We start from the raw sequence: 20463 nt of genomic DNA on the forward strand, positions 1-20463 counted from the left end.
GTTTTTTAGGATTAATAATGATTTCTAATAAGATACTTTTAACAAGTTCAGGATCTTACCTTCCCAATAATATATATTCAAATGATGCGCTTTCAGAATTTATTGACACTTCTGATGAATGGATATCTAAAAGATCTGGTATTAAAAATAGACATTTTGTATCAAAGAATGAAACTACTTCTGATTTAGCTTTATACGCTGCTTTAAAAGCTATCGAAAATTCTACTTTAGACAAAGATGATATAAACCTAATAATTGTGGCTACAACAACACCTGATAATACATTTCCTTCAACTGCAACAATGGTTCAAAAAAAATTAGATATTAAGGGTGCTGCGTTTGATATTCAAGCAGTTTGTGCAGGTTTTGTTTTTGCTCTATCCGTAGCTAAGTCATTGATGAAAGATAATAACTATAAAAATTGTCTTGTTATTGGAGCAGACTCAATGTCTAAACTTCTTGATTGGAAAGATAGATCTACAGCTGTATTATTTGGTGACGGAGCAGGCGCAGTAATATTAGAAAACAAAGAAAATATTGATAATAAACTTGATGATTGGGGAATTTTATCTAATGTAATTCACTCTGACGGAGAGTATTATGATCTTTTAAAAACTAATGGGGGAGTTTCTACAGATCAAAAAATTGGATTTATTGAAATGGCAGGGAAAGAAATATTCAAGCACGCAGTAGAAAAATTATCTCTGTCATTTCAAGAAGCTTTAAAGTTATCATATAAAAATATAAAACAAATAGATTGGTTGATTCCACATCAGGCCAATCAAAGAATTTTGTTAGCTGTTGCTGATAGATTAAAAATTGATCCTGTTAAAGTAATTTCAACAGTAATGCATCATGGTAACACCTCAGCTGCTTCAATTCCATTGGCTCTAGATTATGCTATAAATAACAATAAAGTTATAAATGGTAATCTTATTGGGTTTCAGGCTATTGGTGGAGGTTTAAGCTGGGGTGCTTCAGTTGTTAGGTATGGTAAACCATAAAAATAAAAAAATTACTTTAATCTTACGAAATTTAGACTAATATATTAGAATGAATAAAACTTTAACCAGAAATGATTTAATTGAAGTAATCAGTAATAAAGTGGGTTTATCTTTAAATGATTCTTCTGAAATGATTGAAAATATATTTGATTTTATATTAACAGAACTTGAAAGTGGACATGATATTAAAATTTCTTCTTTTGGTACTTTTAAGGTAAAGCATAAAAAAATGAGAATGGGAAGAAATCCTAAAACAGGTATTGATGTTCCGATTAAGCCTAGAAATGTTGTTTCATTTTATTCTTCAAATGTTTTAAAGTCAAAATTTAAATAATATTGATGTTTTTTTATGTATGACGATAACTCATATTTCACTATATCTAAGACAGCTGATTTAATTGGAGTACGTTCCCATGTTTTAAGATTCTGGGAAAAAAAATTTCTTTCACTTAATCCTAAAAAAGATATTAGTGGTAGAAGGTTTTATTCGTCTTCAGACATAAAGTTTTTATTGTTTATTAAAAAACTACTATATGTTGATGGATTTACTATCAAAGGTGCAGTAAACTTTATTATTGAGCAAAATAAGAACAAATCAACAAATGAAGAAGAATGTGTTTCTGATGAGATCGATAAGGCATTAAATTTGTTAAAACAAGGAACTAATTTACTTAATAAAAATTTATAGCTCTTTCACTGAACTTCAGTATTTAATAAGAAATTTTCTAAATCATTATAATTTCTTACTAGTTTATGTTTGGTTGCTAAGTTTTTAATAAAGTAATTAGAATAATCATTAAAAAAACTCTTTGATAAAGAAAGGTTTAGATTATTATTAATTTCAATATTTTTTTGATAATCATCAACTTTACGGTTTTTAACTTTAACAGCTATAACGCCATCAACTGTATTTAAAAAGTTTATATCTTTATTGTCTATCTCAAAAATATTAAAAATCAATGAGTTGTCAGAAAAGTTTTTTAAACTTTTCTGATTTCTTTTAATGGTTCCATTTGACTTAAGATTTTCATTTTTTGATAAGATTAATTTTTTTAATTTTGCTTTAGTTTGATTTACAACTTCATTTGAGGTCCATTTATCTAAGATTTTTTGTCTTACTTGTTCAAAAGCCAACATTTCTTTACTGTTTTCTTTTATTACTTGAATTATTGCATAAGTATCGTTTTTTAAGTCAATTATATCACTTGTTTCATTTAATTTAGTCATCCAAATATTTTTTAAAAAGTCTTCACCTTTATTAAAAAAAGTTTTGTTTTTAGTATATGAATACAAAAAACTATCCTCAGAAACCTTATTGAGTTGTTTTACAAATATTTTATTTTTAAATATATCAGATCTAGTAATTTCTTCTAGATTATTACCTTCGGCTATTAAATCTTCAATCAAATCAAGTTTTTCATATAGTATTTCAATAGATAATTCATTTAACAGATTTAGTTTAATGTCTTTAATAATATCTTCATATTTTATTTCAGTTTTAGGAATAATATTAACAATCTTGTAAACATTGAAACCAAACTCAGTTTTTAAAGGTCCAATTACATCATTTTTTTTACCAGAAAATAAAGGTTCTGCACTTATGTCAGGTAACTCTTTTTTAGTAAGTAAGCCTAAACTTATATCATCTTTGGAAAGATTAAATATCTTTGACGCCGCAGTTTGGAATGGTGTACCGTCATTTATTAATTTTCTAAGCTCATCAACTTTATTTTTTTCTTGAGATATAATTTGATAAATTTCTCTTTTTTCGGCTGTTATATAGTTTGATTTATTGATTTCATATTTATCATCAATTTGTTTTTTTGTAATTTTTACTTGATCGTGAAAATCAGATGGTTTTATTTCAATATATTTAATATCTCTTGTCTTTGGTAAAACATAGGGCGATTTATTGTTTCTAAAAAACTCTTCTAAAGTTTTTATCTCAGGCTGTTGAATATCTTTTTTATTTAAGTATTTCATGAATTCAAATTCAATATCTCTAACTTCGTTTTGGTAATCAATTATAGCTTTAACAATTTTGTTGTCATAAGTGTGATTAAACTGAAAAGGCATTGAAATTTGTTTAAAGTTTCCTTCTGTTTGAATCATTTCAAGGTATTTCTTTTCTGTTAAACCGGCGTTATTAAGAGATTGAAAATATTTATTTTCTGAAAATTTTCCAAGTGGATTTTTAAAAGCACTCTCATTTCTAACAGCTTTAGTTTGAACAGATAATGGAACATGTAAGTTAAGAAAATCTGCTTCTTTATTAATAAGTATTTCTTGTTCGAATTTATTTAATACGTTTTGAAGTATCCCATTTTTTAAAGTATCTTGTAAAGATGGTCGTTGGGGTAGGGAGTATCTTAATTTATTTAGCTCGTAAATAACCTCTTCCATTGATATTTCTTTATTTTCAACTGAAAGAACAGGTTTGTTATTAGCACCCCCAGTTAAATCACCAACACCCCATAAAGCAAAGCCACAAACTAAAAATCCTAAAAAAATTTTAAAAAAAATTGATTGAGTTTGATTACGAAGTGATCTTAACATATTTTTTTGCCTATCATTGTATAATTTTAAGTTATATTTTACTATACTATCAAATATAAAAAATAAATGTTTTATTTTAAAACTTAAAGAGACTTTAATGCTAATTGCTGCTAATTGGAAAATGAATTTGGGTAAGTTTGAAATTGATCAATTCAGTAATTTTTTACAATCTAACGAGTTTCATGACAAGTTAGATGTATGTATTTTTCCACCCAGTGTTTATATAAATTATCTAAATACACGAATTGAATGTTTACCAATATCAATTGGTGCTCAAAATTGTTATCACGAATTTAGTGGTGCTTTTACTGGTGAGGTTTCTCCAACTTCCCTTAAAGACATAGGATGCAAATATGTTTTAGTAGGTCACTCTGAAAGAAGAATTAACAATAATGAAAGTAATTTATATGTTCAAAAATGTACATCAGCTGCAATAAAGTCAGATCTTATTCCGATTATATGTGTCGGTGAGACTTTAAAAGATCGTGAATCAGGAACAGCATTAGACTTTATTGAGAAACAACTTATCGAATCTGTACCATCTTCTTTTGAAAATATTTTTGTAGCATATGAGCCAATTTGGTCAATTGGAACTGGAAAAATACCGAGTTCATCGGAAATCAAAGAAATGCATAAACATATTAAACAAGTAATATCCTCAAAGTTTAATAATAGTATAAAAGTAATATATGGAGGGTCAGTAAATCCTTCCAATGTATCTGATATTTTAAATGTTAATGAAGTTGACGGTGTTTTAATAGGTGGAGCTAGTCTTAATCCAAAAGATTTTCTTGCAATTTACCATTCAACCGTTAAACACTTAAACTTATATTTTTCAAATAATTAAGGATTTTCATGATTACTCTTATATTAACAATTCATATAATTTTAGCATGTTGTATAATTTGTGCCGTTTTGCTTCAAAAAAGTGAAGGGGGTGGGCTTGGTATAGGCGGTTCTGGCGGTTCTGGCGGTGGTTTTATGACTGCTAGAGGAACTGCTAATTTTATGACAAAATTAACAGCTTTTCTTGGTGCTTGTTTTTTCTTAACATCGATATTACTAGCCTTATTATCAACTTCTAATAATTCTTCATCTATAGTTAAAGAAGTTGAAAAATCGATTGAAAAAAATGAACCTTTAAAACCAAGTGTTCCTCTTGGTAATTAATTGTCAGGGATTGACATGATTAATTCAACAGTAAAGCTTGTCTTTATAACTGGTGGTGTTGTTTCCTCCTTGGGTAAAGGTCTTGCTTCAGCCTGTCTTGGATCAATTCTACAAGCAAGAGGCTACAAGGTTAAATTAAAAAAATTAGATCCTTATTTAAATGTTGATCCTGGCACAATGAGTCCTTATCAACATGGTGAGTGTTACGTCACAGATGATGGGGCTGAAACAGACTTGGACTTAGGTCACTATGAGCGTTTTACAGGAGTTCCTGCTAAGAATTCTGATAACATTACAACTGGTAAAATTTATTCAAATGTAATTTCTAGAGAAAGAAGGGGTGATTATTTAGGAGCTACTATACAAGTTATTCCTCATGTTACGGACGCAATTAAAGAATTCATTTTATCCGATATAAACGATGAAGATTTTGTGCTTTGTGAAATAGGTGGTACTGTAGGGGATATAGAATCTTTACCTTTTATAGAGGCAATAAGACAGTTGGGAAACGAACTTGGTTTTTCAAGAACATGTTTTCTTCATGTTACTTTATTGCCTTTTATCAAAACTGCTGGTGAACTAAAAACTAAACCTACTCAACATTCTGTTAAAGAACTCCAAGGAATGGGTATACAGCCAGATATCTTACTTTGTAGAACAGAAGTTGAAATACCAGAAGAACAAAAGTCTAAAATTGCTCTTTTTTGTAATTTGAAGCCTGAATCTGTTATAGAAGCTTTGGATGCTAAATCTATTTATCATGTTCCAATTTCTTACCACAATCAAGGTCTTGATAATCAAATTTGTAAGCATTTTCATTTGGATTTAGATAAAAAGCCTGATTTAAGCCGTTGGTTAAATATCAATAAAATACAAGAAACTTCAGAAGGCACAGTTAACATTGGAATAGTTGGAAAATACACATCAATGGTTGATGCTTATAAATCATTAATTGAATCTATTTTTCATGGAGGTCTATCTAATAAAGTAAATGTATCAATTAAATGGATTGACTCTGAGGAGTTAGAAAACAAAGAATTAAATATTAATAATGTCTTCAAAGATATAAACGGAATCATAGTTCCTGGTGGCTTTGGTTTTCGTGGATCAGAAGGTAAAATAAATGGAATTAATTATGCTAGAGTTAATAATATTCCATTTTTTGGTATTTGTTTTGGAATGCAAATGGCTGTTCTTGAATTTGCAAGAAATATTTTAAAATTTAAAAATGCCTCTTCTTCAGAATTTGGAAAGACTGATTTTCCTTTAATTGGACTTTTAACTGAATGGCAATCAAATAAAGGTATAGAAAAGCGAAACAAAGATTCCAATCTAGGCGGAACTATGAGACTAGGAGCATATGATTGTAAATTGTCAAAGGGTACACTTGTTCAATCAATTTACAATCAAGACATTATATCAGAAAGACATAGACATCGATATGAAGTTAATTATGAGTTTAATTCAGATTTTGAAAAGCATGGAATGATTTTTTCTGGAATGTCTCCAAGTATGACTCTTCCAGAAATCCTTGAGATTCCCTCTCATCCTTGGTTTATAGGCGTTCAATTTCACCCTGAATTAAAATCTAAACCTTTCGATCCACATCCACTTTTTTCCTCTTTTATTGAGGCTGCTTTAAATAATTCACGTTTGTTGTAATGTTTTATACGTTTTGGTAATGTTAAATATGAAACAAAATACTGTAAATATTTATGATTTTGAAGTCTCTAATAAACATCCTTTTTTTCTTATAGCAGGTCCTTGTTCAATAGAAGATAAAAATCACGCCATTGATCATGCTGGGAAAATTAAAGAAATTTGTGATAGCTTAAAGATTAAGTTAGTTTACAAATCCTCGTTTGATAAAGCTAATAGGTCTAGTTCATCTTCAAAAAGAGGTGTTGGTCTTAAAAAAGGTTTAGAAATTTTATCTTCAGTTAAAGAAACTTTTAATCTCCCTTTAATTACTGATGTTCACGAAAGCTATCAATGCAAAGAAGTTGCATCTGTTGTTGATGTTATTCAAATTCCTGCATTTTTATGTCGCCAAACAGATTTGTTAATTGCCGCAGCTGAAACACAAAAAATTGTGAATATTAAAAAAGGTCAATTTTTAGCACCATGGGATATGTTAAACGTAATTAAAAAGGTCTCAGAAAATGGAAATAATAAAATTTTATTAACTGAAAGAGGGACTTCATTTGGTTATAATACACTAGTATCTGATATGAGATCTATACCCCAAATGTCTCAATATGGTTTTCCAGTCATCTTTGATGCAACCCACTCTGTTCAACAACCAGGAGGCTTAGGCTTAACTTCAGGTGGACAACGAGAATTTGTTCCCTATTTATCTAGAGCTGCTGTTTCCATTGGTATCGCGGGGTTATTTGTTGAGGTGCATGAAGATCCCGAAAATGCTCCAAGCGATGGACCAAATATGTTAAAATTATCTGAACTAAAACAAATGCTTTCAAAATTAGTTAAGATAGATAAGATTATTAAATTATAGTTTTTACAAGGGTTACAATGGTTCAAATTTCTGATATTTTTTCAAGACAGATACTAGATAGTAGAGGCAACCCGACTTTAGAAGTTGACGTAACATTATCAGATGGTTCTCTAGGGCGCGCTGCTGTTCCATCAGGAGCTTCAACGGGTGAATATGAAGCATTTGAACTTAGAGATGGTGATAATAAAAACTTTAATGGTTTAAGTGTTCATAAAGCTGTTAATAATATTAATACAGAAATATGTGATACATTTTCTGGATATAATCCATATAATCAAAAAATTATTGATAACGATTTGATTGAATTAGACAACAGTGAAAATAAAAGTAGATTGGGTGCTAATGCTATGCTTGGATTTTCAATGGCTGTTTCGCGTGCATCCTCTGTATCTTTAGATTTGCCCCTCTGGAAATATATTGGAGGAATGAGAGCTAATACTTTACCTGTGCCAATGATGAATATAATAAATGGGGGAGCTCATGCTAATAATGGTCTTGATTTTCAAGAATGTATGATTATGCCAGTTGGGTTTTTTAAGTTTTCAGATGCTCTAAGAGCAGGTACAGAAATTTTTTATAATTTAAAAGGTATTTTGTCTAAAAAAGGTTTTTCAGTAGCGGTTGGTGACGAGGGTGGTTTTGCTCCGGACATTAAAAATCTCAGTGATGCTCTTTCATATATCTCCGAAGCAGTTGATCAAAGTGGTTACAAATTAGGAAAAGAAGTATTTATTTCAATTGATGCAGCTGCAAGTGAATTGTATAATAATAGTTGCTACACATTAAAAGGTGAAAATAAGAAGTTAGATAGTGACCAACTTATAAAATTTTGGGAAAATATTTGTAACAAATTTCCAGTTATATCCATTGAAGATCCATTTGATGAAAATGATTGGTCTGGTTTCAAGGAATTAACTAACCTTGTTGGTAATAAAGTGCAAATTGTTGGAGATGATCTGTTTGTAACCAATAAGAATAGATTGTTAACAGGTATTGAAAATAAATCAGCTAATTCTATTCTCATTAAATTAAATCAAATAGGAACATTATCTGAAACATTAGACACAATTGAAATGGCAAAAAAGTCTAATTTTGGGATTGTTATTTCACATAGATCTGGTGAAACCGAAGATGTTTTTATATCTGATCTTGCTGTTGCTGTTAATGCAGGTCAAATAAAAACAGGTTCATTATCAAGAAGTGATAGAACAGCAAAATATAATCAGTTGTTACGAATTGAAGAAAACTTAGGTATAGAAGGTCATTATTTTGGTTTAGATTTTTTTAATAATTTTAATTGAGGGTTAATTTTTTTATATGTTTAAATATTGGATACGAAAAAATATAATATTTAATTTAATGACTTTTTTTAGTTTTATTATTTTCTGTTTTTTTATGTCTCATATTTTTTTTGGTAATAGATCCGTTTGGAAAATATTTGAATTAAATCATCAAATAAATGTGGCTAAACAAGAGCTCATAATTTTTTCTGATAAAAAAAAATATACCCTATCTGAAATTGAATTACTTAGAGATGACAAACTTGACCCAGATATCATCTCTGAAATCGTACAAAACTCACTCGGTCTAATTCATTCTGATCAAATTGTTATCGAGATTACTAAATAACTTAATTTATTGTTAGAATTAAATTTAGTTATTTGCTAAAATGATTGTCTGAGTTATCTATTCTTTTAATAAAAGTTGTAAGGTTCAATATGAATAAAAACACTTCTAAAAAATCTATAGTTTCATCGAAAAACAACTATGATTTAGATTTATTACAAAATATGTATAAAAAAATGCTTTTGATTAGAAGATTTGAAGAAAAAGCTGGTCAATTATATGGAATGGGAAAAATTGGAGGTTTTTGTCACCTATATATTGGTCAAGAGGCAGTAGTTGTAGGTATTCAATCAGTTCAGATCGAGGGTGATAGCGTTGTTACATCTTATAGAGATCATGGTCATATGTTAGCTTGTGATATGGACCCTAAAGGTGTAATGGCTGAATTAACTGGTAGAGAAGACGGTTATTCAAAAGGTAAAGGCGGTTCAATGCACATGTTTAGTCGAGAAAAAGGTTTTTTTGGCGGCCATGGTATTGTTGCAGCTCAAGTTCCCATTGGAGCAGGTTTAGCTTTCGCACATAAGTACAATGGTAATAAAAACGTTGCAATTACATATTTTGGAGATGGAGCAGCTAATCAAGGTCAAGTTTATGAATCATATAATATTGCGGCTCTTTGGAAATTGCCAGTTATATTTGTTATTGAAAATAATAAGTATGGGATGGGAACATCGGTTAACAGATCTTCAGCTGGCGATAATTTATCTGACAGAGGTAAAGCTTATGGTATAGTTGCAGATATTGTTGACGGCATGGATGTTATAGCTGTAAGAGATGCAGCTTTAAAAGCTATGGACTATTGTAGATCTGGAAAAGGGCCATATATTCTAGAAATGAAAACCTATAGATATAGAGGCCATTCGATGTCAGATCCTGCTAAATATAGGACAAGAGATGAAGTTGATGAGATTAGACAAAACTCTGATCCAATAGATAATATTAAATCTATATTGGTTAAATTCGGTTTAAAAGATGACAGTTTAAAAGTTATTGACACAGAAATTAAGTCAATTGTTGGAAATGCTGCGACTTTTGCTCAAGAATCTTTAGAGCCTTCTGAAGCAGAGCTGTTTACTGACATAACAATTAATTAATGGTGAATTAATGAGTATCGAAATATTAATGCCTGCCCTTAGCCCAACAATGGAAGAAGGCACACTTTCAAAATGGCTTGTTAGTGAGGGTGATATAGTAAACTCAGGTGACTTATTAGCTGAAATTGAGACTGATAAAGCAACAATGGAAGTTGAGGCAGTTGATGAAGGTCAAATTGGACAAATTTTAATATCAGAGGGAACAGAAGGTGTAAAAGTTAATACACCAATAGCAATTTTGATAGGTTCTAATGAAGCCCCGCATCCAACAATAAAAAATATTGCTGAAAATCCTTATATAGAAAAAGCTATATTGCCTACTAAAAATAAGGATAAACAGATTTTAAAAACTGACTCAAATTCAAGTTTTATTACTGTAAGAGAGGCTTTAAGAAATGCAATGGCAGAGGAAATGCGAGATGACAATAATGTTTTTGTCATGGGTGAAGAAGTAGCAGAGTATCAAGGTGCATATAAAGTTACTCAGGGCCTTCTAGATGAATTTGGAGATAAAAGAGTCTATGATACGCCAATAACAGAACATGGTTTTACAGGAGTTGGAATAGGCGCTGCTTTTGGAAATTTGAAACCTATTGTAGAATTTATGACATTTAACTTTGCTATGCAAGCTATGGATCAAATTATTAACTCTGCAGCTAAAACACTTTACATGTCGGGTGGTCAAATGGGTTGTCCAATTGTCTTTAGAGGGCCTAATGGCGCAGCCTCTCGTGTTGCAGCCCAACATAGTCAGTGTTATGCTAGTTGGTATGCACATTGTCCTGGTTTGAAAGTTGTAACTCCTTGGTCGAGTGCTGACGCTAAAGGTCTACTAAAATCTGCAATTAGAGACCCAGACCCTGTTATATTTTTAGAGAATGAAGTTATGTATGGTCAGTCTTTTGATTGTCCAGATGGTTCAGATTTCACTTTGCCAATTGGAAAAGCTCATATTGAAAAATCAGGGAAAGATGTAACTATAATTTCTTTCTCAATTATGGTTGGAAAATCTTTAGAGGCGGCAGAAATTTTAAACGATAAAGGTATTGATGCAGAAGTTATTAATTTACGTTCTCTACGTCCATTAGATACAGAAACAATAATAAATTCAGTTAAAAAGACTAATAGAGTAGTAACTTGCGAAGAAGGTTTTCCATTTTCTGGTATTGGTTCTGAAATATCTGCAGTTATAAATGAAAATGCTTTCGATTGGCTTGATGCTCCTGTTACTAGAGTAACTGGTAAAGATGTGCCGATGCCCTATGCAGCAAACCTAGAAAAATTAGCCTTACCTCAAGTTGATGATATTGTGAATTCTTGCATTAATGTTTGTAATAAAAGTTAAGGATATAGAGAAATGAGTGTTAATATCTTGATGCCTGCACTTAGTCCAACTATGGAAGAAGGCACTTTATCTAAATGGTTAGTAAAAGAAGGTGATACTGTCACTTCTGGTGACTTAATTGCAGAAATAGAGACAGATAAAGCAACTATGGAGGTTGAATCTATAGATGATGGAACTATTGGTAAAATTTTAGTTCATGAAGGGCAGGTATCTGTAAAAGTAAACGAACCAATAGCTATATTACTCTTAGACGGAGAAAACTTGTCTGACATTAAAAGTATAAAAAAAGTACCTCCGACTGAAAGTGTCCAAGAAATAGAAAAAATAGAGAGTAAAGAAAAATTAAATTTCAGCTCAGATAAAACCAGTAAAATTAATTTGGATACAAATATAAACATTAAAAATCTTAAAAATAATGAAACTAGAATATTTGCTTCGCCTTTAGCAAAAAGAATGGCAAAACAAAGGGATGTTGATTTAAGTTTAGTTAATGGTTCGGGTCCAAATGGACGTATATTAAAGGCTGATATCGAAAAATTTAATAATAATAAAGATTTACTACAAAACGAAATTATATCAAATAATAATAATTCTGAACTTATAAAAAACAGTTCTATGAGAAAAACTATAGCTGAACGCTTGGTTAAGTCAAAAAACGAGGCTCCACATTTTTATCTTTCTTTAGATTGTAATATAGATCAACTTCTGAAAATTAGGAGTATGATAAATTTAAAATCTAATGATAAGTATAAAATTTCAGTTAACGATATGATAATTAAAGCTGCTAGTTCTTCATTAATTAAAGTTCCTAAAGCCAATGCTAGCTGGGAAAATGAAAATACTAGATATTTTAATAATACTGACATATCTGTTGCTGTTGCAATTGATGGTGGTTTAATTACACCTATTATAAAAGATGTTCAATCAAAAGGCCTTTTGGAAATATCTGAGGACATGAAGCTTCTTGCTAATAAAGCTAAAGATGGAAAATTATTACCAGAGGAATATGTTGGAGGTAGTTTTTCAATATCAAATTTGGGTATGTATGGAATTAAAGAGTTTTCAGCAGTAATTAACCCTCCTCAGGGAGCAATTTTAGCTGTTGGTTCAGGTGAAAAGAGGCCAATAGTTATCAATGATCAATTAACTATAGCTAGTATTATGACTGTGACTTTATCATGTGATCACAGAGTTGTAGATGGTGCTGTAGGGGCACAGTTTTTATCAGTTTTTAAAGACTTTATTGAAAACCCATCCTTAATGTTGTTATAGGAAATATTTATGTCTAATAGTGATTATGATATTATAGTTATTGGTGGTGGCCCCGGCGGTTATGTGGCTGCTATTAGAGCATCTCAATTGGGAATGTCAGTTGCTTTAATTGAAGACAAGCATTTGGGTGGTATTTGTCTAAATTGGGGTTGTATTCCAACAAAAGCTCTTTTAAGAGCTAGTGAAATTAAACATATGTTGGATAATGTTGATGAATTTGGTTTTTCTGTTTCTAATATTAAAATGGATATAGATAAAATAACCAAGCGCTCCAGAAAAGTAGCTTCTCAATTATCAGCTGGTATTAGTCATCTTTTGAAAAAAAATAAAGTAAAAGTTTTTGAAGGTTTTGCACATTTAGTTAAAGGGTCTTCAGACTTAAAAACGGTTAAAACTAAGGCTAAAGGTAAAGATATTTTAATGACATCAAAAAATGTTATAATTGCCACTGGTGCTAGATCAAGAAATCTACCTTTTGTATCATCTGATGGTAAAAATATTTGGGATTATAAATCTGCGATGATACCTAAAAAGTTACCAAAATCAATGATTATAATTGGTTCAGGTGCTATAGGTATGGAATTCGCATCTTTTTATAATGATTTAGGCGTTATGGTAACTATAGTAGAAGCGCTTCCATCAATTCTGCCTAATGAAGATGAAGATATATCAAAAATAGTTGAGACTAATTTCGTTAAAAGAGGAATAAATATAAAAACAAATACTACCCTTAAGTCAGTTGAAACGTTTGATAAAAACGTCTCTGCTGAAATTATATGTGATGGTAAAATTGAAACTATAACTTCTGAGAAATTAATCTTAGCTATTGGAATTATAGCAAATACTGAAAATTTAGGTTTAGAAAAATTTAATATTAAAATTGATAAAGGTCACATCATTACAAATGAATGGCTTGAAACGGATGAAAAAGGTATATTCGCAATAGGAGATGTTACAGAAGGTCCGTGGCTAGCTCATAAAGCTAGTCATGAGGGAGTTTTATGTGTAGAAAAAATTGCTGGTTACAAAAATCTTAATCCTATTGATAAATCATCAATACCAGGATGTACTTATTGCAGACCTCAAGTTGCATCTATTGGATTAACAGAAAAAAAAGCCAATCTTCAAAAATTAAATATTAAAGTAGGTAAGTTTCCTTTTGTTGGAAATGGTAAAGCAATTGCGTTAGGAGATTCTGAAGGACTAATTAAGACCATATTTAATGATGACAATGGTGAGTTAATTGGAGCGCATATGGTTGGGCCAGAAGTAACTGAATTAATTCAAGGTTTTTCAATAGCTAAAAAATTAGAAACCACAGAACATGAATTGATGCATACTGTTTTTCCTCATCCTACGTTATCCGAAGGTATGCACGAATCGGTATTAGATGCATACAATCAAGCAATACATTATTAAGTCTCTGTAGAAGATTGCAATGTTAAAGAATTTAAATGAAAAAAAAAATATAAGGCATCCAGAAAAAATTAATAAGCCTGATAATATCTCTCCTTCTAAACCAAGTTGGTTAAAAGTTAGGGCACCTATTGGAAAAATATTTGATGAAACCAAAGGTTTGTTAGACGATTTAGGTATTGTTACAGTATGTGAAGAGGCAAGCTGTCCTAATATAGGTAATTGCTGGTCAAAAAAACATGCTACAATGATGATTATGGGGGATACTTGTACTAGAGCATGCTCATTTTGTAATGTTACAACAGGTAAGCCTAAGGGGCTTGATTTGACTGAACCTTTCAGAGTGGCTCAATCAGTAGCCAAGTTAAATTTAAACCATGTAGTTATCACTTCTGTTGATAGAGACGATCTAGATGATGGGGGAGCTGAACATTTTGTAAATACAATCAAAGATATTAAAAGCTTGTCTCCAAATACATCCATTGAGATTTTAACACCTGATTTTCTTCGAAAAGATGGTGCATTAGAAAAAGTTATTGACGCAAAGCCAGATGTCTTTAACCACAACCTTGAAACAGTACCTAGGCTATACACATCAGTCAGACCAGGAGCCAGATATTTCCATTCTTTAAATTTATTATCTAAAGTTAAAGACATAGATCCTAAAATTTTTACTAAATCAGGCATTATGGTTGGGTTAGGGGAAGATAAAAGTGAAGTTTTCCAAGTAATGGATGATATGAGGTCAGCAAACATAGATTTTTTGACTATTGGCCAATATTTACAACCCACTATTAAGCATCATAAAGTTGATAGGTTTGTTTATCCAAGTGAATTTGCTTTATATAAAAAAACCGCTCTTTCTAAAGGTTTTTTAGTTGTGTCGTCATCACCACTGACAAGAAGTAGCTTTCATGCAAGTGAAGATTTTGAAAGATTAAAAGAGGCAAGGTATTTAAAATTTAATTCGAAGGTTTCAGAGATTGTTAATTAATGAAGCATGAAGAAAAACGTATAATTAATCATACACCTCAAAATTTATATAATCTTGTATCTGACGTAAAGAAATATCCAGAATTTTTACCTTGGTGTTTAGGCGCTAGGGTAAAAAATTTGCTTCAAAATGAATTTGACGCAGATTTAATTATAGGCTTCAAGATTTATAAAGAGGTTTATTCTTCCCAAATATTACTTGACCCAAATAATTACAAAATAATTGTAAATTATAAAGATGGGCCATTTGAATATCTTTATAATTACTGGTTATTTAAGGAGAATAGTGCCGGGTGCGAAATTGAATTTATGGTTGAATTTAAGTTCAAATCTATTTTTTTACAAACAGTTATGGAATCTTTATTCTCAGAGGCCGTTAAAAAAATGGTTAAGGCTTTTGAAAGCAGAGCAAATTATTTATATAATTCAACTAAATGTAATCATTTATAATTTTATTAGCAAACTTTAAACTTTCTAATGTGGTTTTTTGTCTTATTTCAAGTCTATTTCCATTAAGTAAATATTTTTTTTGAAATACTTTTATTTTAGTACCTATTGCTATCCATACTAAACCGACTGGTTTATTAATGCTCCCGCCCGTTGGACCTGCAATACCAGTAACTGCAATAGATATATCTGCTTTCATTAATGACAACACGTTTAATGCCATATGGTATGCAGTTTGTTCGCTCACAGCGCCATTTGTTTCAATTATACTTAATGGAATGTTTAATAACTTTGATTTCATAGAATTTGAATAAGTAACTATGCTAGATTTAAAAATATTACTAGAGCCATTTATAGATACTATGGATGATGCTATCATACCACCAGTACAACTTTCAGCTGCAGTTACATTGATATTTTTTTGCGTACATTGATTAAATAAGAATTCTGATTCTTTGTTTATTTTATTCCACATTCTAAACTCATAATGTCTTAATTAAAATTTGTTGGTTAAGTGAAGTTAAAATAGCACATTGAACAAGAAATGCACATAAACCTGCAATTACATCATCAGCCATAATACCGAAGCCGCCTGGTAATGATTCAAATTTTTTGATTGGTCCAATTTTGGTAATATCAAAAAATCTAAACAACAAAAATGATAATGTAAGTGATGAATAGTTATAAAATATATTCTCAGATTGAATAGTAGCAAATAAAACAATAAATTGACCTACAAACTCATCTATTACAATTTCTTTGGGATCTTTTTTTTTATATACCTTTATGTGGATTTCACAGAAAAAATAGCCTAACAATATTAATGCACAAGTAATAAACAAAAAATTTAAAACACCTAAACTTGATATTAAGTTAAATCCTATAATTATAGCTATAAAAGATGCAAAAGTTCCTGGTGCATATTTAACAATACCAATTGGATACACTTCAGCAATCTTAGCCAAAAATATTAAAATATTACTCTTACTAATCATCTAATATATCATCAATCATTCTTATAGATGTGTTTACCATTGCAGCTATGCCTTCTTGTCGACCTATAAACCCAATACTCTCAGAAGTTTTACCCTTAATGCTAATTCTCTTAGGATTTATATTTAATATTCTAGCAATGTTTTTTTGCATCAAATCTGAGTAATCTAAAATTTTAGGTTTTTCGCATATTATAACTGCATCTATATTATTAATCTTACCGTTTTTTTTGTTTAAAAGATTAGATGCATGTATTAAAAAAGTTGAGCTATCGCTATTTTTCCATTTTAAATCTGAAGGAGGAAAAAGTTTACCAATATCACCTTCATTAACAACTCCTAATATACTGTCTGTTATAGCATGTAATAAAACATCTGCGTCAGAATGACCAATAAGGGAGTTTGTGTTGGGAATATTAATTCCTCCTAATGTAATAAAATTTTTGATATTATCTTTTTTTAAGTCAAACCTATGAATATCAAATCCATTACCAATCATCGTAATATATTTAATATTATTAGTTAAATAGGGTTTCAATAATTTAAAATCATTTTCATAAGTAATTTTTAAAATCCTTGGGTCACCTTCTACTGTCGTTATTTTTGTTCCTTTACTCATTAAAAGAGAACTTTCATCATCATATATCTGCGTGGCATTATCATGAGCTGTTAATAACTTCTTATAATTGCATAATTGAGGTGTTTGCACTAAAAATTTATTTTTTCTGCTCTCTACTTTTGTAATTTTATTTTTATTTACTGTCCTTAAAGAGTCACTTAAAGGTAATACTGGGATCACACAAGTACTGTTTTTTTTTGCTTCGTTTAACAAATCATTTATCACTTTTCTTGATACAAATGGTCTAGCAGAATCATGTACTAAAACAAATTTAGGTGGTGATAGTTTTAATGAAACAAGTCCTCTGTAAACGCTTTCATGTCTATTTTCACCTCCAATAATTGGATCCAATAGATTATGTTTAGTAGCAATTTCCTTAATTGAATTAAAATCTTTGCTATTAGATACGATTAATATTTTAATTTTGTTTATTTTTTCTTTTAAATTTTTAATGCAAAATTCTACTAATGTCTCATTATTAATATTTATCAATTGTTTGCTTGTTTTAGAGCCAAATCTATTTCCCGTACCACCTGCTAATAAAATTACAGTTACGTTTTCAACTTTAATATTCAATATTAACTCCGATAATGGTTAATAATTAGGCATAAATTATAATAAACTTCATAAATTGAAATTATTGTATAAATTTTAGTCATATTTATTATAATTAATAAATATTTAATAAGATTTATATTTTTAATGATTAATAGTATTTTAAATGAACTTAGAACTCCAGTTTTTTTAGTAAACAAAAATGATGATGTTGTTTATATAAATTCAATTGGCGAAGAATTTTTTGGGCATAGTGCAAACTTAATTATTGGGTCTTCTTTATATAATTTAATACCAGAAGATTCACCAGTTAGTATCCTTTTAACAAGAGTAAGAAAATCTAAGCAAGGTTTAACTGAAGAAAGTTTGGATTTTAGCAATATCAATTTTCCTAACAGGAAGGTGAGAGCTCATATAGTTCCACTATCGTTCGATAGTAATCAAATAATTTTTCAATTAAGTGAACTCACAGTATCTGAGATGTTTCAATCACAAAGAATAAATTCAAAAATATCTAAATCATTTTCTTCTATGATTGATATGTTAATGCATGAATTAAAAAACCCACTTGCTGGTATAAAAGGAGCTTCTCAATTAATAGAGAGTGACTTAAATAGCGATAAAAATGTTAAAGAGTTAACTTCTCTTATAAATATTGAAAGCGATCGCATTGTCTCATTGTTAAATAGAATGGAACAAATAAACAATAACGATGTAATTAAAGATCAAGAATTTTTGAATGTTCATGAAATTTTAAACCATTGTAAACGTGTTGCACAAAATAGTTTTGGCTCAAATATTAAATATATAGAGTCTTTTGATCCTTCTCTTCCACACATCTATGCTAATAAAGACCTTCTAATTCAAATTTTTCTTAATTTATTAAAAAATGCTTGTGAAGCAGCTTCAAATACCGACAAAATAAAAATTAAAACTAGTTTTAACTCAGATAAAAAAATATCTTTTTCTCATGAAGAAGTTCCTTCAAGTCTTCCATTACAAATTGAAATTATAGATTATGGTTCAGGTATTACTAAATCTTTACTTCCAAATATTTTTGACCCTTTCATCTCATCTAAAAAAGAAGGTAAAGGATTAGGTTTATCTATAGTTGCAAGTGGACTTAATGACATGGGGGCTGTTATCGATGTGACATCATCACCAGGGTTAACAAATTTTATTATTAACTTTCCATTAAAAAAAAATAAATAATTTAGGTAATTATTGTGCAATCTAAAAACTTAAAAAATATTATAGTTGTAGACGATGATAGAAGTATAAGAGTTGTTATTTCAACAGCTTTAACAAGGGCTGGTTATAATGTAAAATCGAGTGGCACTGCTGCTGGTATGAGACGTTTAGTAGAATCTGATTTTGCTGATATACTTATAACTGACGTAGGATTACCAGATGGTGATGCATTAGACGTTTTACCAAAACTTCAACATATGAAACCTAAATTAAAAATTATTGTAATGTCAGCAAGAACTACTCTTTTAACTGCAGTTAGAGCCAAAAAAAAAGGAGCATTTGAATACTTACCAAAGCCATTTGACTTAGATGAATTATTGAACCTAGTATCAAACACCTTTTCAGAACATAATAATATTGAAATTAAAGATAAAATTACTTTACCAAAAAATATTTATGATTTAGGTCCTGTAGTTGGTAAATCTATGGCCATGCAAGAAATTTATAAGCTAATATCTAGATTAGTTAACACTAACTTAAATTTATTAATATTAGGAGAAAGTGGAACAGGAAAAAAATTGATTGCAAAATCAATCCATGACTTAAGCTCTATTAATAATAAATTGTTTTTAAATCTAAGTATGGATGTATTTAATGATTATTCGTTAGATAATCTATTACAAAACATTCAAAAAAATCATAATAAAGATACCCAATCATTTGCATGTCTAAATGCATGTTCAATACTTATAAGAAACGTTAGTGAATCATCATTACAGCAACAAAAAAATTTATTAGATTTTATAGAAGAAGATTTTTCACCTTATTTAGAAAAAACTAATGATTTTATAAAACCTAGAATTATTGCATTAACAAAGAAGAATATTTTTAATGAAGTGGAAAAAGGTTTATTTAGAGAGGATTTGTTTTACAGACTTAATGTTGTGCCTATAAAAATTCCATCATTAAAAGATAGGTTTGAAGATATTTCAGACTTAACTATATCTTTTTTAAATAGATATTCTTCTGAAAAAAACATACATAGATTCATTACCCATGAAGGTATTAATTTATTAAAAGAACATTCATGGCCTGGTAATATTAGAGAATTAAAAAATGTAATAGAACGTATATGCTTATTATCATCATCTGAAGAAATCCAAACATCTTTAATAAAAGAAGTTATATCTGAGGATAGGTTATTTATTGATGAAACTGAAGAAGATAACTTGGAAATCTATTTCAAAAAATATTTAAGTAAATATTTTATAAATTTTGATGAAAACCTAAACATTGATAATTTACATTCTAGTTTTATTTCAAAAATTGAAAAACCACTTATTGAATCGACTTTGAAATTATTTAGAGGTAATCAAATTAAAGCTTCTAAATGTCTGGGTTTTAACAGAAATACATTAAGAACAAAAATTAATAATTATGGGATTGAGGTTATAAAAAAAAGAAAACTTTAAAGATATGTATTATTTTACTTATTTGCTTTATATTAAAGTTTGTTTTTATTGGATTTTAATATGTATTTTTTAATTATTAATATTTTTAAACAAAAAATATACCCCTTATCACTTATTTTATCTTTTTTACTATTATTATTATTACATAGTTTTCTTCGGAGTTTCGACTTTGTAGATAATTATTTTAATATTT

21 protein-coding genes are annotated in these 20463 nt (G+C 29.4%); 17 read left to right on the forward strand and 4 right to left on the reverse strand.

What is annotated here, in order from left to right; all coding sequences use genetic code 11:
- The first annotated feature begins 17 nt into the window (after positions 1 to 17).
- From ABXT66_RS05225 to ABXT66_RS05235, 3 genes are read left to right on the forward strand one after another with little or no spacing between them, the layout of a single operon-like run.
- Positions 18 to 1004 carry a beta-ketoacyl-ACP synthase III gene (locus tag ABXT66_RS05225; protein ID WP_443644606.1) on the forward strand — a complete coding sequence of 329 codons (987 nt, stop codon included), beginning with the start codon at positions 18 to 20 and terminating at the stop codon, positions 1002 to 1004.
- A gap of 49 nt (positions 1005 to 1053) precedes the next feature.
- Positions 1054 to 1338 carry an integration host factor subunit alpha gene (locus tag ABXT66_RS05230; protein WP_443644607.1) on the forward strand — a complete coding sequence of 95 codons (285 nt, stop codon included), beginning with the start codon at positions 1054 to 1056 and terminating at the stop codon, positions 1336 to 1338.
- Between the two features lie 15 nt (positions 1339 to 1353).
- Positions 1354 to 1692: a MerR family transcriptional regulator gene (locus ABXT66_RS05235; protein ID WP_443644608.1), complete on the forward strand. Its 339-nt coding sequence runs from the start codon at positions 1354 to 1356 to the stop codon at positions 1690 to 1692.
- Between the two features lie 5 nt (positions 1693 to 1697).
- On the opposite strand, the gene ABXT66_RS05240 is transcribed toward ABXT66_RS05235, so the two are convergent.
- Positions 1698 to 3560, reverse strand: a complete 1863-nt coding sequence (locus ABXT66_RS05240; RefSeq protein WP_443644609.1) for a SurA N-terminal domain-containing protein — start codon at positions 3558 to 3560, stop codon at positions 1698 to 1700.
- Between the two features lie 97 nt (positions 3561 to 3657).
- On the opposite strand from ABXT66_RS05240, the gene tpiA reads away from it, so the two are divergent.
- From tpiA to ABXT66_RS05300, 12 genes are all read left to right on the forward strand, one after another.
- Positions 3658 to 4407 (forward strand): triose-phosphate isomerase, encoded by a 750-nt coding sequence (gene tpiA, locus ABXT66_RS05245; RefSeq protein WP_443644610.1) that lies wholly within the window; start codon positions 3658 to 3660, stop codon positions 4405 to 4407.
- A gap of 8 nt (positions 4408 to 4415) precedes the next feature.
- Entirely contained in the window at positions 4416 to 4730 is a 315-nt protein-coding gene (secG, locus tag ABXT66_RS05250) for a preprotein translocase subunit SecG (protein WP_443644611.1), read from the forward strand.
- Between the two features lie 15 nt (positions 4731 to 4745).
- Positions 4746 to 6392, forward strand: coding sequence for a CTP synthase (locus tag ABXT66_RS05255; RefSeq protein WP_443644612.1), 1647 nt, complete (start codon positions 4746 to 4748; stop codon positions 6390 to 6392).
- A gap of 28 nt (positions 6393 to 6420) precedes the next feature.
- Complete coding sequence (gene kdsA / locus ABXT66_RS05260) at positions 6421 to 7245, forward strand: 3-deoxy-8-phosphooctulonate synthase (protein WP_443644613.1); 825 nt, start codon at positions 6421 to 6423, stop codon at positions 7243 to 7245.
- 17 nt (positions 7246 to 7262) lie between these two features.
- Positions 7263 to 8546, forward strand: a complete 1284-nt coding sequence (gene eno, locus ABXT66_RS05265) for a phosphopyruvate hydratase (RefSeq protein ID WP_443644614.1) — start codon at positions 7263 to 7265, stop codon at positions 8544 to 8546.
- Positions 8547 to 8640: 94 nt separating this feature from the next.
- Positions 8641 to 8874: an FtsB family cell division protein gene (locus ABXT66_RS05270; RefSeq protein ID WP_443644615.1), complete on the forward strand. Its 234-nt coding sequence runs from the start codon at positions 8641 to 8643 to the stop codon at positions 8872 to 8874.
- An 89-nt stretch (positions 8875 to 8963) separates the two neighbouring features.
- Positions 8964 to 9968 carry a pyruvate dehydrogenase (acetyl-transferring) E1 component subunit alpha gene (gene pdhA, locus ABXT66_RS05275; protein WP_443644616.1) on the forward strand — a complete coding sequence of 335 codons (1005 nt, stop codon included), beginning with the start codon at positions 8964 to 8966 and terminating at the stop codon, positions 9966 to 9968.
- Positions 9969 to 9978: 10 nt separating this feature from the next.
- Complete coding sequence (locus ABXT66_RS05280) at positions 9979 to 11313, forward strand: pyruvate dehydrogenase complex E1 component subunit beta (RefSeq protein WP_443644617.1); 1335 nt, start codon at positions 9979 to 9981, stop codon at positions 11311 to 11313.
- Between the two features lie 12 nt (positions 11314 to 11325).
- Positions 11326 to 12585: a pyruvate dehydrogenase complex dihydrolipoamide acetyltransferase gene (locus tag ABXT66_RS05285; RefSeq protein WP_443644618.1), complete on the forward strand. Its 1260-nt coding sequence runs from the start codon at positions 11326 to 11328 to the stop codon at positions 12583 to 12585.
- Positions 12586 to 12594: 9 nt separating this feature from the next.
- Positions 12595 to 14004: a dihydrolipoyl dehydrogenase gene (gene lpdA / locus ABXT66_RS05290; protein ID WP_443644619.1), complete on the forward strand. Its 1410-nt coding sequence runs from the start codon at positions 12595 to 12597 to the stop codon at positions 14002 to 14004.
- A gap of 19 nt (positions 14005 to 14023) precedes the next feature.
- On the forward strand, positions 14024 to 14995 hold the full coding sequence (gene lipA / locus ABXT66_RS05295; RefSeq protein ID WP_443644620.1) for a lipoyl synthase: 972 nt from the start codon (positions 14024 to 14026) through the stop codon (positions 14993 to 14995).
- Complete coding sequence (locus tag ABXT66_RS05300) at positions 14995 to 15444, forward strand: type II toxin-antitoxin system RatA family toxin (protein ID WP_443644621.1); 450 nt, start codon at positions 14995 to 14997, stop codon at positions 15442 to 15444. The genes lipA and ABXT66_RS05300 overlap by 1 nt, the downstream gene beginning before the upstream one ends.
- Here ABXT66_RS05300 and ABXT66_RS05305 read toward each other — a convergent pair.
- Genes ABXT66_RS05305 through ispF form a run of 3 tightly spaced genes read right to left on the reverse strand, consistent with a single transcriptional unit; the run spans position 15425 to position 17628 of the window.
- Positions 15425 to 15916 (reverse strand): CinA family protein, encoded by a 492-nt coding sequence (locus ABXT66_RS05305; RefSeq protein WP_443644622.1) that lies wholly within the window; start codon positions 15914 to 15916, stop codon positions 15425 to 15427. The genes ABXT66_RS05300 and ABXT66_RS05305 overlap by 20 nt on opposite strands.
- 7 nt (positions 15917 to 15923) lie before the next feature.
- Positions 15924 to 16436 carry a phosphatidylglycerophosphatase A family protein gene (locus ABXT66_RS05310; RefSeq protein ID WP_443644623.1) on the reverse strand — a complete coding sequence of 171 codons (513 nt, stop codon included), beginning with the start codon at positions 16434 to 16436 and terminating at the stop codon, positions 15924 to 15926.
- Entirely contained in the window at positions 16429 to 17628 is a 1200-nt protein-coding gene (gene ispF, locus ABXT66_RS05315; RefSeq protein WP_443644624.1) for a 2-C-methyl-D-erythritol 2,4-cyclodiphosphate synthase, read from the reverse strand. The genes ABXT66_RS05310 and ispF overlap by 8 nt, the downstream gene beginning before the upstream one ends.
- 126 nt (positions 17629 to 17754) lie before the next feature.
- Between ispF and ABXT66_RS05320 the strand changes: the two genes are divergently transcribed.
- Complete coding sequence (locus tag ABXT66_RS05320; protein ID WP_443644625.1) at positions 17755 to 18819, forward strand: two-component system sensor histidine kinase NtrB; 1065 nt, start codon at positions 17755 to 17757, stop codon at positions 18817 to 18819.
- A 14-nt stretch (positions 18820 to 18833) separates the two neighbouring features.
- Positions 18834 to 20270 (forward strand): sigma 54-interacting transcriptional regulator, encoded by a 1437-nt coding sequence (locus tag ABXT66_RS05325; protein WP_443644626.1) that lies wholly within the window; start codon positions 18834 to 18836, stop codon positions 20268 to 20270.
- Positions 20271 to 20463: the final 193 nt, after the last annotated feature.

The sequence above is a fragment of the Candidatus Levibacter sp. Uisw_134_01 genome (assembly GCF_047717795.1).
In the GTDB taxonomy this organism is placed as follows: Bacteria; Pseudomonadota; Alphaproteobacteria; order Puniceispirillales; family Marisalimonadaceae; genus Marisalimonas.

Coding starts and splice junctions, on each gene's coding strand:
- ABXT66_RS05225 (WP_443644606.1), top strand. CDS start 18: ATGATTTCTAATAAGATACTTTTAACAAGTTCAGGATCTTACCTTCCC.
- ABXT66_RS05230 (WP_443644607.1), top strand. CDS start 1,054: ATGAATAAAACTTTAACCAGAAATGATTTAATTGAAGTAATCAGTAAT.
- ABXT66_RS05235 (WP_443644608.1), top strand. CDS start 1,354: ATGTATGACGATAACTCATATTTCACTATATCTAAGACAGCTGATTTA.
- ABXT66_RS05240 (WP_443644609.1), bottom strand. CDS start 3,560: ATGTTAAGATCACTTCGTAATCAAACTCAATCAATTTTTTTTAAAATT.
- tpiA (WP_443644610.1), top strand. CDS start 3,658: ATGCTAATTGCTGCTAATTGGAAAATGAATTTGGGTAAGTTTGAAATT.
- secG (WP_443644611.1), top strand. CDS start 4,416: ATGATTACTCTTATATTAACAATTCATATAATTTTAGCATGTTGTATA.
- ABXT66_RS05255 (WP_443644612.1), top strand. CDS start 4,746: ATGATTAATTCAACAGTAAAGCTTGTCTTTATAACTGGTGGTGTTGTT.
- kdsA (WP_443644613.1), top strand. CDS start 6,421: ATGAAACAAAATACTGTAAATATTTATGATTTTGAAGTCTCTAATAAA.
- eno (WP_443644614.1), top strand. CDS start 7,263: ATGGTTCAAATTTCTGATATTTTTTCAAGACAGATACTAGATAGTAGA.
- ABXT66_RS05270 (WP_443644615.1), top strand. CDS start 8,641: ATGTCTCATATTTTTTTTGGTAATAGATCCGTTTGGAAAATATTTGAA.
- pdhA (WP_443644616.1), top strand. CDS start 8,964: ATGAATAAAAACACTTCTAAAAAATCTATAGTTTCATCGAAAAACAAC.
- ABXT66_RS05280 (WP_443644617.1), top strand. CDS start 9,979: ATGAGTATCGAAATATTAATGCCTGCCCTTAGCCCAACAATGGAAGAA.
- ABXT66_RS05285 (WP_443644618.1), top strand. CDS start 11,326: ATGAGTGTTAATATCTTGATGCCTGCACTTAGTCCAACTATGGAAGAA.
- lpdA (WP_443644619.1), top strand. CDS start 12,595: ATGTCTAATAGTGATTATGATATTATAGTTATTGGTGGTGGCCCCGGC.
- lipA (WP_443644620.1), top strand. CDS start 14,024: ATGTTAAAGAATTTAAATGAAAAAAAAAATATAAGGCATCCAGAAAAA.
- ABXT66_RS05300 (WP_443644621.1), top strand. CDS start 14,995: ATGAAGCATGAAGAAAAACGTATAATTAATCATACACCTCAAAATTTA.
- ABXT66_RS05305 (WP_443644622.1), bottom strand. CDS start 15,916: ATGTGGAATAAAATAAACAAAGAATCAGAATTCTTATTTAATCAATGT.
- ABXT66_RS05310 (WP_443644623.1), bottom strand. CDS start 16,436: ATGATTAGTAAGAGTAATATTTTAATATTTTTGGCTAAGATTGCTGAA.
- ABXT66_RS05320 (WP_443644625.1), top strand. CDS start 17,755: ATGATTAATAGTATTTTAAATGAACTTAGAACTCCAGTTTTTTTAGTA.